The sequence below is a fragment of the Streptomyces sp. NPDC002787 genome (genome assembly GCF_053592095.1).
Genome location: NZ_JBSFVC010000015.1, coordinates 153,120 through 166,029, shown reverse-complemented (window position 1 = coordinate 166,029; position 12,910 = coordinate 153,120). Strand labels below are relative to the sequence as shown.

8 protein-coding genes are annotated in these 12,910 nt (G+C 69.2%); 7 read left to right on the top strand and 1 reads right to left on the bottom strand.

The features are described 5' to 3' along the window. Nucleotides 1–74 precede the first annotated feature (74 nt). Nucleotides 75–368, top strand: a complete 294-nt coding sequence (locus ACWD26_RS22350) for a putative quinol monooxygenase (protein WP_451272613.1) — start codon at nucleotides 75–77, stop codon at nucleotides 366–368. Nucleotides 369–588: 220 nt separating this feature from the next. On the opposite strand, the gene ACWD26_RS22345 is transcribed toward ACWD26_RS22350, so the two are convergent. Beyond that, nucleotides 589–4,251 (bottom strand): LamG-like jellyroll fold domain-containing protein, encoded by a 3,663-nt coding sequence (locus ACWD26_RS22345; protein ID WP_451272611.1) that lies wholly within the window; start codon nucleotides 4,249–4,251, stop codon nucleotides 589–591. A gap of 485 nt (nucleotides 4,252–4,736) precedes the next feature. Between ACWD26_RS22345 and ACWD26_RS22340 the strand changes: the two genes are divergently transcribed. The 6 genes from ACWD26_RS22340 (at nucleotide 4,737) to ACWD26_RS22315 (ending at nucleotide 12,807) form a co-directional block, all read left to right on the top strand. Continuing rightward, nucleotides 4,737–5,753: a LacI family DNA-binding transcriptional regulator gene (locus ACWD26_RS22340; protein WP_451272609.1), complete on the top strand. Its 1,017-nt coding sequence runs from the start codon at nucleotides 4,737–4,739 to the stop codon at nucleotides 5,751–5,753. A 168-nt stretch (nucleotides 5,754–5,921) separates the two neighbouring features. Then, a complete protein-coding gene (locus tag ACWD26_RS22335) occupies nucleotides 5,922–7,169 on the top strand; it encodes a sugar ABC transporter substrate-binding protein (RefSeq protein ID WP_451272607.1) in 1,248 nt (415 codons plus the stop codon). Between the two features lie 21 nt (nucleotides 7,170–7,190). Then, entirely contained in the window at nucleotides 7,191–8,174 is a 984-nt protein-coding gene (locus ACWD26_RS22330; RefSeq protein WP_451272605.1) for a carbohydrate ABC transporter permease, read from the top strand. 98 nt (nucleotides 8,175–8,272) lie between these two features. Beyond that, complete coding sequence (locus ACWD26_RS22325; protein ID WP_451272771.1) at nucleotides 8,273–9,034, top strand: carbohydrate ABC transporter permease; 762 nt, start codon at nucleotides 8,273–8,275, stop codon at nucleotides 9,032–9,034. A 75-nt stretch (nucleotides 9,035–9,109) separates the two neighbouring features. Beyond that, nucleotides 9,110–10,867, top strand: coding sequence for an amylo-alpha-1,6-glucosidase (locus tag ACWD26_RS22320; protein ID WP_451272603.1), 1,758 nt, complete (start codon nucleotides 9,110–9,112; stop codon nucleotides 10,865–10,867). A gap of 56 nt (nucleotides 10,868–10,923) precedes the next feature. Further along, complete coding sequence (locus tag ACWD26_RS22315) at nucleotides 10,924–12,807, top strand: RICIN domain-containing protein (protein ID WP_451272601.1); 1,884 nt, start codon at nucleotides 10,924–10,926, stop codon at nucleotides 12,805–12,807. Nucleotides 12,808–12,910: the final 103 nt, after the last annotated feature.

The following is a 12,910-nucleotide window of genomic DNA, read 5'->3' as shown; positions in this document are numbered from 1 at the left end:
TCCGCCCACGACTGACGTCGCCCCCGCCCATGACCGACGTCGCCCCCGCCCATGACTGACAAGGACACGAGACCGTGAAGAAAACCCTGCTCGCCGAGTTCACCGCCCGAGAGGGAGCGGAGGACGAGGTCGCCCGCCTGATCCGGGACTACGCCCGGAAGGTGCGCGAGGAGGACGGCAACCTCGCTTTCGACGTCTACACCAAGGCGTCCGCCCCGCGCGCCTACTGGATCTTCGAGGTGTACCGGGACGAGGACGCCTTCCAGGCCCACCTGAAGGCCCCGTACGGCGGCCCGTTCAACGCAGCGCTCTCCCCGCTGATCGAGGAGGACGCCTCTGTGCTGACGTTCCTGGATCCGGTGGCCTGACACATCGGCCGGGCTCCTCTCGCGGGGCCGGCCCGCACCGCGGGGCTAGTAGTCGAGTGCGGCGAACGGCGAAGCGCCCGGGTCCGTCGGAGTGACGGATCCGGGCGCCTGCTCGCCGCATCGGTGGCGCGGTGGGCGCACGCCGGCGGGCAGCGGGCGGGAGGCGGTGCCCCGCTACCCGGACCGCGCGCGCGTCACCTCGCCGCCGGCGGCCCTCACTTCATCGCACCTCCTTCGCGTAGGGCGCGACGGTGATCCGGTCGATCAGCGGCGCGTAGCGGGAGCGGAGCAGCACGCCGGGGAAGGTGTCCGAGGCGTAGGTGGTGCCGTCGAAGTTCGGGAGTTCCTCGGAGCGGAAGGTGATCGTGTTCTGTCCCTTCATCAACTGGACGGGGACGGTCAGCTCCCAGAAGTTGTTCTGGTGGAAGGTGTGCGGGAAGCCGACCCGCCGCGTCTCGCCGCCGTTGACGGCGATGTCGGCGTGGCGGGCGAGCGGGTCCGGGTTGTAGTGGGTGGCCGGCGACTGCTCGGGGTTGGAGTAGCGGATGCGCAGCGCGTGGGTGCCCGCCTTGTCCGCGGTGACGGTGAACGTGGCGGTGTTGCCGTTGCCCGGATCACCGCCGATCCCGGTGATCGCCGTGCCGTCCGTGGCCAGCGAGAGCGGGGTCGACGCCGCGGTGCCGGCGAGCTCGGCGTCCTGAGCCTCGTACGTACGCGTCTTGAGGGTGCCCTCGGTCGGGGTGACCGTCAGCCGGTCGACCAGGGTGGTGTCCGAACCCCCGGTCACCGTCACCTTGTTGACGCCGCCCGACAGGGAGACCGCCACGCTTCCGCCGTTCCTGCCCAGGCGCAGCACGTTCCGGCCGTCGACGGAGACCCGGGCGCCCGAACCCTTCAGGGTGTCGACCGTGAGCGTGGCCTCGCGGTCGGCGGGGGAGTAGACCCAGAACGTCGCGGTCCCCTTCTTCGCCAGCCGGGCCGCGCCCGAGCCGGTCGCGGGAGACTTGGTGCCCTTGGGCAGGTCGTAGACGGGGCGCGCTCCGCCGCCCAGCCAGGCCAGTTCACCCTCGTACACCCGGGTGTCCGCCGATGCCTCGGGGAGGGTGAGGGTGAGCCGGTCGACGATGGCGTCGCCCTTGGTGGCCCTCTTGCCGTCGGCGCTCTTCGCGGCGAGCGTCAGGGTGTGCTTGCCCTTGGTGAGGTGGATCTTGGTGTCGGTGTGGTCCCACACCACCCACTTGTAGCCGAGCGGCAGGTGCAGCTCCTGCTCGCTGTCTGCCTTTCCGTCCACGCGCAGGAAGACGTTCGTGGGGCCCTGGTCCTTCACCTTGTCGAAGGTGTTGAGGGAGTTGGCGAAGACGCTCAGGTCGTAGGTGCCGTCCTCGGGCACGTCCACGGTGAAGTCGAGCGTGACGTCCGAGCCGGTGCGCAGACCGCCCACGTTGTAGCCGCCGGAGGTGTAGAACTTCGACACGTCGCGCGGGGAGCCCTCCGGGCCGTTCCTCGAGTAACCGGACCCGGTGTGGGCTGCGTCCTCCGCCTCGTACGAGCCCTGCCAGCGCACCGGCGCCTGCTGGGTGCTCTTCGCCTTGCCGGCCGGGGTGAGGACGATCTCGTACGCCGACGACTCCTTCAGCCGCGGCAGCCCGCCGTCGCCGAAGGCGACGGTGACGGTGCCGTCGTCCGCGATGTCCAGGTTGGTCTCGGTGAGCAGTTCGGGGCCGGAGTTGTCGCCGACCTGTCCGCTCCACTCGATCTCGCGCACCCAGGCGTGCACGCGCTTCCCGAAAAGTTTCTCCGGGACGTTGTCGAACGTGATGTGTCCCTTGCCGGTGGATCCGCCGAAGATCAGCCGGGCCTGCTTCTTCTTCTCGTCGAGCGTGCCGACGCCCTGCATGGTGTAGTTCTCGCCCGGGAACGGCGGGGTCACCGTCACCGTGTGCCCGCTCATCGAGGCGTACGAATTGAGCAGCCACCACTGGCCGTTGCCGCGGTTGGACTGCACCGCGGAGTCGGAGAGGTTGCCGTCGATGTTCCAGTACGCGATGTCGGCGTCCACCTTGGACTCCTCGATCGCGGAGACCCACTGGATCATCTGGCCGGGGACGGAGGTGTGGTAGTTGAAGGCGTACTCGTTGATGTTGATGGGGAGTTCGGTGCCCTCACGGTCGGTGCCCCTGAACAGCTCCTTCTCCCAGCCCCGGTACTTGGCGACGCTGTCGCGCACCGCCTCCGGGTGGCTCAGCTCGTGCCAGGTGATGACCTCGGGGAGCGTGTCGGCGGCCAGCGCGTGGGCGAGGAAGCCCTTCACCTGGTCGTACAGGACGCTGGTGTTGGGGCCAGCGATGCGGGCGTCCGGCATCCTGTCCTTGATCAGCTTGTAGGCGTCGTCCCAGGCGGCGAAGAAGTCGTCCGGGTCGTTCAGCCAGCTGACCTTGTTGTAGCTCCACTCGCCGGTGCCGAACATGTTGCCCTCGGGCTCGTTGAACGGCACGAAGACGATGTTGTCCTGGTACTCCTCCGGCAGCCGCAGGACCTGGTCGACCTGGTCCGCGATCTTCTCCTTGTAGAGCTTCAGCTTCTCCTCGGGGGTGTCGCCGGGCCACTGGTACGGGAAGCCGCGGTGGATGTCGGTCATGTAGATGTACACATCCCCGCCGGTGGAGTCGGCCAGCGGCTTCACCACCTCCAGCGCGTCGGCCCCCGGGTGCTGCGGGCCGTCCTGCGCCTTCGTGGAGACCGTGCGCAGGCCCATGCCCTCCATCAGGTTGTTGGTGGGAACGTCCGGTCCGTACACGCCGTAGAGGGTGCCGGAGGCGCCGCCGTGGAACGCGCCGGTGTCCGAGCCGAGGTCGACGGTGAGCTGTCCCTCACGTACCACCGTGACGGTCGCCTTCACCTCGCGTCCGGCCGCCTTTCCGGCCACGGTGAACGTCCCCGGCCGGGCGTACTTGTCGGACGGTACGGCGTCCCAGGTGACCGGCGTGTCACGGTCGTAGCCGTCGGAGAAGGACGAGCGGACGGCGGCCGGGAGGGACGGGGCGGTCCCCGCCGTCGTACGGACCTCGAACGACGTCTTCGACAGCTCCTGGACGGTCGGCACCTGCCCGACCGTACCGGCCACCTGGTCGGCGCTCAGCGCCGAGTGCCACACGGCGAAGTCGTCGATCGCCCCCTTGAGCAGGGGGTCCGGCCAGAAGGACTTGCCGATGTAACCGGCGGCGGTGGCCGAACCGTCCAGCATTTCCTTGGCCTTGATGCCGGTCGCCGCGGAGGAGACGGCCACGCCGTCGAGATAGGTGGTGAGCCGGCCGGCCGCGGTGTCGAGGGTGACGGTGACCGTGCGCCACCCGTCCGAGGGAAGCATCGCGTAACCGCGGACCTGCGCCTCCGCACCCCCGCCGCCGGTGGTCACGGAGGTCTGGAACAGCCCGCCGCCGTTGTACGGGGTGCTGAAGAGGTACTTGGTGGTGTTGGTGCCCAGGTCGAAGATCCGCTGCCAGGACGACTTGTCGCCGCTCCACTTCACCCGGGCGGAGACCGTCAGGTCGCTCGCGTCGCCGAGCACTTCGCGGGGCAGCCGGACGTACGCGCCGTCGGAGGTGGGCGCGCCGCCGGGCAGGGACAGTGCCCTGCCGCCGGCCGTGCCCTCGACGGAGCGGGCGGTGGAGCCGTTGACCAGGGTCGCCGTCAGGCCGTTGCCGGAACTGTCGGCGATCCTTCCGGAGGTGAGGTCGTCCTGGTCGAAGGTGTAGTGGGCGACCGGCTGGGGCGGTTCGGCCGCCTGTGCGGGGACGGCGGGCGCGGCCAGCAGGCCCGCGCCGAGCGTCAGGGCCACGGCCGCCGGAGCTCGGCGCCGGGCGGATCTGTCAGCGGATGGCATGGATTGCGTCCTCAATCCTTTGAGTAACGGGTCCCGACCGGTTCGCCCCGGCCGACTGCTCGTCCGCATGCCGTTACCGGTGGCGAGTCCCGAGGCGACGCGTTGCCGAATCGGTTCGATCACATGCGCCCCGGAGGCAAGGGGCCCACCGAGGTGGCGTGCGGTTGCCCCGCACGCCACGGGCTGCGCGGAACGAGCCCCGGTCGCCGGAAGGATCACTTCATCGAACCGGTTCGCAGGAAGCTAACACCGAGGAAATCTCTCAGCAATACCTAGGGCGCAAGCGAAGTTCACGATCATCCGGATTGCCGTGCTGTTACGAGAAGGGTCGTTTCGGGGTGTTGACAGCCGCCCGACTTGTTCCTACCTTCACTTCACGCGAACCGGTTCGACAGCCGGTGGCTGTTCTCTCCACATCCCAGTACCTACGAGGTTCGGACGCTCTGCCCCGCAGAGGTTTCGAACCGGTTCGACTAAGGAGTGCCGTGAACATCGGTGAGATCGCCCGGCGGGCCGGTGTCTCGCGGAGCACCGTGTCGTACGCGTTGAGCGGCAAGCGACCCGTGTCGGAGGACACGCGGCGGAAGATCCAGCGGGTCATCGACGAACTGGGCTACCGGCCCAACGCCAGTGCCCGCGCCCTGGCCAACGGCCGGACCAGCACGATCGGTCTGGTCTTCCCGCCGGCCGGCAACCACTACACGGGAATGCAGCTGGACTTCATCGGCAGTGTGGTGGAGGCCGCCGCGGCCTACGACTACGACGTGCTGCTGTCGCCCAGCGGCGTGGACAGTGACCGTTCGTTCCAGCGGTTGCTGGGGGAGCGGCGGGTCGACGGGGCGATTCTGATGGAGATCAGGCTGGAGGACGACCGGGTCGATCACCTGGCCGAGCTGGACTTCCCGTCCGTCGCCATCGGCCGCACGGCGCACCCTGAGGGAACCTGGTGGGTGGGCCTGGACCACACCGCGTTGGTGGAGGCGTGCGTCCACCACCTCGCGGACCTCGGACACCGCAGGGTCGCCTTCGTCAACCGTCCCGAGCAGCTGCTGCGGGCCGGCTACGAGTCCGCACATCGCGGCCTGGACGGCTTCACGAAGGCCGCGGCCGAGCGTGGACTGACCGTGGGGATGTACAACTGCGGGGACGACGCCGCGTCGGGGCAGGCGTGCCTGGACCGGATCCTGCACGACGACCCGGCCACCACGGGCCTGGTCACGCTGAACGAGGCCGCCCTCGGCGGCCTCTACCGGGGGCTGGCCAAGGCGGGCCGCCATGTGCCGCGCGACTTCTCCGTCACCGGAGTCGTGGCCGGCCGGTGGGCGGAGACGGTGACCCCGCGGCTCACGGCGGCGGATGTACCGGCGGAGGAGATGGGCCGTCTCGCCGTCGACCTCCTCGTCGAGCGGCTCGACAACCCCCACGCGTCGGCCCGGCACCACCTGCTCGCCCCGCCGATCTCACTGCGGGCCAGCACCGGGCCCGTCTTCGGCACCTCCTGAGGCCCGAGGCCTCGCCCCCCACTCCGTCACACTCCGACCACGACACACGGGCATCTCCCTGCCAGCGCACCGAGCACCCGTACCCCTCACCGACGCCGTTCGGCGTGCTCGGCTCTCCCCCGTCACCCCTCTCACGGCACACCTGTGCCAGAAATCGAAGGGCCCGCCATGCACAGCACCTCCAGACGACGCCGTCTGACCGCCGCCGCCCTGACCGTCATGGCCGTGGCCGTCAGCGCCACCGCCTGCTCCTCCGGATCGGGCGGCTCCGCGTCGAAGGACGCCGACAGCGCCACGTACACCATCTGGGACCCCTACCCGCAGTTCGCCAAGGGCTCGGCCTGGACGAAGCTGCTGGACAAGTGCGGTACCGAAGCGGGCGTGAAGATCAAGAGGACCGGCTTCGACACCAGCGACCTGGCCAACAAGACGCTGCTGGCGGCCCAGCAGGGCAACTCGCCGGACGTCCTCATCGTCGACAACCCGGTGGTCTCGACCCTCGCCGAGGCGGGCGTGCTCACCACGACCGACGAGAACAAGCTGGACACCTCGAAGGCGGACCCCAACCTGCTCGCGGCCGGCCAGTCCGGTGGCAAGACCTACGGCACGCCGATCGGCGCCAACACCCTCGCCCTCTATTACAACAAGGACGTCCTGAAGGCGGCCGGGGTGGACATCGCCTCGGTCAAGGACTGGAAGTCGCTGACGGCGGCGCTGGAGAAGGTGAAGAAGGCCGGGAAGAAGGGCATCACGTTCTCCGCCATCGGCACGGAGGAAGGCAGCTTCCAGTTCCTGCCCTGGTTCTGGGGCTCGGGCGCGCAGCTCACCGAACTCGACTCCGCCGCGGGCGTCTCCGCGCTGTCCCTGTGGAAGGGCTGGCTCGACAAGGGCTACGCCCCCAACTCGGTCATCAACAACACCCAGACCACCAGCTGGCAGGAGTTCGCGAGCGGCGACTACGCGTTCGCCGAGAACGGCACCTGGCAGCTCGCCAATGCCGAGAAGGCCGGCTTCGACTACGGCGTCCTGCCCATCCCCGGCGCGGACGGGGGCAACGCCGCGGCCCCGACCGGCGGCGAGTTCGTCACCGTCCCGGTCCAGGACGACACCGGCCGCTACGCCACGTCCCAGAAGCTGGTCACCTGTCTGACCAGCACCGCCAACCTCTACGACACCGACACCACCCTGTCCTACGTGGCTCCCACCAGCGAGGTGCAGGACAAGCAGGTGGCCGCGAACGCCGAGCTGAAGCCGTGGGTGGACGCGGTCAAGGCGGCCAAGGGACGCACCAGTGACGACCTGGGCACCAAGTACCCGAAGATCTCCGAGCAGATGTGGAAGGCCGTCCAGTCCGCCCTCAGCGGTGCCGAGTCGCCGAAGGACGCGCTGGCCAAGGCCCAGTCGGCCGTCAAGTAACGAGGGATTCGCGGTCCGCAGATGAACGACACGAAACAGTCCTCGGATCGCCGGTCCGCGTACGACCGGAGCGGGGCGGCCACCGCCGCCCCGCCCCCGGCCCTCATGCGGGCACGGAGCCGTCCGACCTCCCCACAGTGGGCCGCCTGGGCCTTCCTCGCCCCGGTCACCCTCTACCTCGTCCTCTTCTACGCCTATCCGCTCTACCGCAACCTCGACCTCAGCCTGCGGAACTACACCGTCCGCTCCTTCGTCCAGGGCGACGCGCCCTTCACGGGGCTGGAGAACTACCAGAAGATCCTCGACGATCCGACCTTCGCGCCGGCCCTGCTGCACACCGTCGTGTTCACCGCCGTGTGCCTGGTCTTCCAGTACGCCATCGGTCTGGCGCTCGCGGTCTTCTTCAACCAGCACTTCCGGCTGTCGGCGACCCTGCGGGCCCTGTTCCTGGTGCCGTGGCTGCTGCCGCTGATCGTGTCGGCCTCCACCTGGTCGTGGATGCTCAACAGCGACTCCGGTGTCGTCAACGCCGCCCTGCACGCCGTCGGCATCGACCCGGTCAACTGGCTGACCTCACCGTCCTGGTCGCTGGCCTCCGTGATCATCGCGAACATCTGGATAGGTGTCCCCTTCAACCTGGTGGTGCTCTACAGCGGCCTGCAGTCCATCCCGGGATCGTTGTACGAGGCCGCAGCCCTGGACGGGGCGAACGCCTGGCAGCGCTTCTGGCGCATCACCTTCCCGCTGCTGCGCCCGGTCTCCGCGATCACGCTGCTGCTGGGCCTCGTCTACACCCTCAAGGTCTTCGACATCATCTGGATCATGACCAAGGGCGGCCCGGCGGACTCGTCCACGACCTTCGCCACCTGGTCCTACCAGCTCGGCTTCGGCAACCTCCTGCCCGCCTTCGGCCCGGGCGCGGCCGTCGGCAACCTGCTCGTCGTCGCGGCCCTGGTGTTCGGCCTGATCTACGTCCGAGTCCAGCGAAAGCAGGCGCTGTCATGAAAGCAGGCGTTGTCAGCAATACAGGCGTTGTGAGGAAAACAGGCGCTGTCAGGAAAACAGGCTGGAAGACTGCCATCGGCCTGCTGCTGACCGGGATCATGCTCTTCCCGGTCTACTGGATGGTCAACGTGTCCTTGACCCGCGACCAGGACATGCGCAAGAGCCCTCCGGACCTGTTCCCGACCCACGGCACCCTGGCCGGCTACCGCACCGTCCTCGACGAGCAGCTGCCCTACCTCGGCACCAGCCTCGCCGTCGCCCTCGGTACCGTCGTGCTGACCGTGGCCCTTGCCGCGCCCGCCGGCTACGCCCTGGCCAAGCTGCGCCCACGCGGCGGCGGTCTGCTGAGCTTCGTCCTGCTGGCCGCCCAGATGATCCCCGGCATCATCATGGCGATGGGCTTCTACGCCATCTATCTCCAGCTCGGTCTGCTCCAGTCCGTCCCCGGCCTGATAGTCGCCGACTCCACCCTGGCCGTCCCCTTCGCGGTGCTCATCTTCACCGCGTTCATGTCCGGCATCCCCGGTGAACTGCTCCAGGCCGCGCAGATGGACGGAGCGAAGGCCCTGCGGACCTTCTGGTCGATCGTCCTGCCGATGAGCCGCAACGCCGTCGTCACGGTCTCGTTGTTCGCCTTCCTGTGGTCCTGGTCCGACTTCGTGTTCGCCAACACCCTGGTCAACGGCGGCGCCCACGAGCCGATCACCCTCGGCATCTACCACTACATCGGCAACAACAACCAGGAGTGGAACGCCATCATGGCCACCGCCGTCGTCGCGTCCCTGCCGGCCGCGGTGATCCTCGTCCTCGCCCAGCGCTATGTGGCGGCCGGTGTGACCACGGGCGCCGTCAAGGACTGAGCCCCCAATCCGCCACGACGGCCGGTGCGTTCACGCGCCGGCCGGCCCCCCTGCTCCAGAAACGAGTCACACCGCATGACCGCCGCCCTTCCCGGCCCGACCTTCTCCGTCCACGACATCCCGTTCAGCGCGTACGGATCCTGGTTCGACATCTCGCCCGTGGTGGCGGAGAAGACGTACGCCGAGGACCTTCACCTCGTCTCGCACCAGAACGGCATGCACGCCGTCCTGCGCCTGGTCCCCCTGGACACGGCGAGAGGCGAGCGGGCCGAGACCCGCGTCGAGGCGACACCGGGCCTGCTCGGCTGGATCGGCGAGAGCGGCCGCGTCGAGCTCGCCTACGAGGCGCCGGACACCGTACGCCTGCGGGGCAACGGCCTGGACTTCGCGATCCTCGCCGCCGCGCAGACCCTGACCCCGTTCAGTGGCACGTACTTCTTCCACGACCCGGCGACAGACGGGCATGTGTTCACGTCGTACGAGACCGGTCGCCGTTACCGCGTCACCGTGCTGTCCGGCACCATCGCGGAGACGGTCGGAGACCAGGCCCTGGGCCGGTCCGACCGCGGTCTCACCGTGACCGCGCAGGCGGACGGCGTCTGGGAGCTCGCGATCGAGGAACTCGACACCGCACGCCCGGCCTACGTGTCCTCGGCGATCTTCGACGACATCGTGGCCAAGGCCCAGGAGGCCTTCGCGGACTTCGTGGACGCCGTCGCTCCCTGGCGCTCGGCCGCCACCCCGGCCGCCGAACTCGCCGCCTACGTCGTCTGGTCGGCGACCGTGGAGGCGAAGGGCCTGGTCACCCGCCCCGGCGTGCTGATGTCCAAGCACTGGATGGACAAGGTCTGGAGCTGGGACCACTGCTTCAACGCCCTCGCCCTGGCCCCGGCCTCACCCGAGCTGGCCCTGGACCAGTTCCACCTGCCCTTCGACCACCAGGACGAGAGCGGCGCCCTGCCGGACTCGGTCACCCACTCCGAGGTCCTCTACAACTTCGTCAAACCGCCCATCCACGGCTGGGCCTTCGGCCACCTGCGCCGCAGGCTGCCGACACCCCTCGACCGGGCCGAACTGACCGAGGTGTACGAGCGGCTGGAACGCTGGACGGAGTTCTGGCTCACCGCACGGCGCGCCCCCGGCGCCGCCCTGCCCCACTACCAGCACGGCAACGACAGCGGCTGGGACAACGCCACCACCTTCGACCCCGGACGTGTGGTCGTCACCGCTGACCTCGCCGCCTTTCTCGTCCTCCAACTCCACCAACTGGCCGACATCGCCGGTGAACTGGGCAAGCCGGACGAGGCCGACCGGTGGGCGCGCACCGCCGAGGAGATCCGGACGGCGCTGCTGGACCAGCTCTGGACCGGGGACAGGTTCGCCGCCCGGTCGGCCGGCACAGGGGAGACCTGGAGCAGCACCAGCCTCCTCGACCTGATGCCCATCGCGCTGGGTGAGCATCTGCCGGACGAGATCGCCACCGTACTGGCCGACCGCATCAGGGCCCATCTGACCCCGTACGGCCTGGCCACCGAACTCCCCACGTCACCCCACTACCTGGCCGACGGCTACTGGCGCGGCCCGATCTGGGCGCCGTCCACCGTTCTCGTCGAGGACGGCCTGCGCCGCGCCGGTCACCACCGGCTCGCGGACGAGATCAGCGCCCGTTTCCGCGCCCTGTGCGAGGCCCACGGCTTCGCCGAGAACTTCGACGCCCTCACCGGTGAGGGCCTGCGTGACCGCGCCTACACGTGGACCGCCGCCGGCTACCTCCTCCTCGCCGAAGCCCACGAGCTCCGGCACACCGCGCCCGCCGCGCACGCAGGCGGCTGACAGACCCCCTGGGCGCCCCGCCCAGGCAGCATCACTCCATCCCCGGGAGATCCGCCATGCACCACGTACCCCGCCCCCTTCCCCGCGTCGGACGCAGCGGCAGACCCGTCCGGACGGGATCGCACCCGCGTACGGCCACCGGGCTCGCCGCACTGCTCGCGTCCGTTGCCGCCGCTGTCGTCCTCCCCGGCACGCCGGCACACGCCGCCGACACCTCCGTGGCCGTCGACTTCTCCACCGCCGGCGGCGCTCCCGCGTACGGGGCCTCGGGGACGATCTACGGGATGACCCCGGACGCCGCGCTGCCGCAGGACCACTTCTACAAGGACATCAAGTGGAAGTTCATGAGGGCCGGCGGCGCCCAGCTCAACAGCGGGGGCTACGGCACCAGTCTCGCCGACTACCAGACCCGCTGGAACTCCACCCTCGCCCAGTACAAGCGGACCGTCTCCCTCGGCGGCACCTTCGTCCTGCTTCCGCACGACCTGTGGGGCGCCGACAGCACCACCACCCAGGGCTGGCCGGGTGACAACGGGAACTGGACCAGATTCGACGCCTTCCTCGACCAGCTGATCGGGGACGTCAAGGCGAACAACATGACCGTCGACTGGGACATCTGGAACGAGCCGGACAACACTCCCTTCTGGGGGCGGACGCAGGCCCAGTACCTGGAGATGTGGAAGCGGTCCTACCAGAAGATCCGGGCAGCGTTCCCGAACGCGGTCGTCGTCGGCCCCAGCACCTACCGGAGCCCCGGCGGCGCCTCCTCCGGCTGGTGGAACACGTACCTCGACTACGTCAAGGCGAACAACGTCCAGCCGGACATCTACAGCTGGCACACGCTGCCCGGCGACCCCGTCGCCGATGCGAGCGCCGTCCGCTCCAAGCTGTCGGCGCGGTCCATGACGACCAGCCGCCCGTTCCAGATCAACGAGTACGGCAACACCGACGAGCAGACCCCGGGCCGGGGTGGCTGGTACATCGCGCGTCTGGAGCGTGCCGGTGCGGACGGTCTGCGGGCCAACTGGGCCATGGGCAGCAGCCTGCACGACAACGAGGCGAACCTGCTCACCAAGAACAGCGCCGGCCAGTACCTGCCGCTGGGGGAGTGGTTCCTGTACCGCTACTACGGTTCGCAGACGGGAAACATCGTGAACTTCGTCCCGGGCACCGGCACCGACGGCCTGGCGACGAAGGACAACTCGGCCCGGAACGCGAAGATCCTGCTGGGCAGTAACGGCAACACCGGCACGGTCACCGTCAACCTCAACCGGCTCGACACGACCTCGACGGTGGAGAACGGCCGGGTCCGCGCGATCGTGCAGCGCATCCCGAACAACGGCGGCGGCGCCGTGAGCGGTCCGGTGACCGTCTCGGACCAGACCCTGACCGTGAGCGGCACCTCGGCCTCGGTGAGCGTGCCGTGGACCAATGCCTCGGACGGCTACACGGTCACGCTGCTGCCGCCGTCGAACACCACGGTGTCCACGGTGGCCGTGGCGCAGCACAGTGGTCAGTGCCTGGACGACACCAACCTGTCCACGGCCAACGGCACGCAGTACCAGCAGTACCACTGCGAGGGCGGCTACCAGCAGATGCTGGACTTCAAGCCGGTGACCGGCCGGGCGAACACCTACACGGTGGTGAACGAGCACAGTGGCAAGTGCCTGGACGTCGCCGGGGCCTCGACGGCCGATGGCGCGGCCGTGGGGCAGTACACGTGCAACGGCCAGACGAACCAGATGTTCATCCTCAACCCGGTGACCGCGCTCGGCAACAGCAAGGACTACCAGTTGGTCGCCGCCCACAGCGGCAAGTGCGTCGACGTCAGCGGGATCTCGACGACTCCCGGGGCGAAGATCCACCAGTGGACCTGTGACCCGGCGAGCGCCCTGAACAACAAGAGGAACCAGATCTGGCGCCTCCAGGGCATGGGCTGATCCGACACGCCGACCACACGTCGGAGCCCCGGGCGGGCCACCCACTCCGAGAGACTCGCGCCTCCCCCCCCGGCCTGACCTCTCCCTGGGCCTGGCCCGGCCC

Excerpts from the sequence above, each read along its gene's own strand:
- ACWD26_RS22345 (WP_451272611.1), bottom strand. The coding sequence starts at position 4,251 with ATGCCATCCGCTGACAGATCCGCCCGGCGCCGAGCTCCGGCGGCCGTG.
- ACWD26_RS22335 (WP_451272607.1), top strand. The coding sequence starts at position 5,922 with ATGCACAGCACCTCCAGACGACGCCGTCTGACCGCCGCCGCCCTGACC.
- ACWD26_RS22330 (WP_451272605.1), top strand. The coding sequence starts at position 7,191 with ATGAACGACACGAAACAGTCCTCGGATCGCCGGTCCGCGTACGACCGG.
- ACWD26_RS22325 (WP_451272771.1), top strand. The coding sequence starts at position 8,273 with ATGCTCTTCCCGGTCTACTGGATGGTCAACGTGTCCTTGACCCGCGAC.
- ACWD26_RS22320 (WP_451272603.1), top strand. The coding sequence starts at position 9,110 with ATGACCGCCGCCCTTCCCGGCCCGACCTTCTCCGTCCACGACATCCCG.
- ACWD26_RS22315 (WP_451272601.1), top strand. The coding sequence starts at position 10,924 with ATGCACCACGTACCCCGCCCCCTTCCCCGCGTCGGACGCAGCGGCAGA.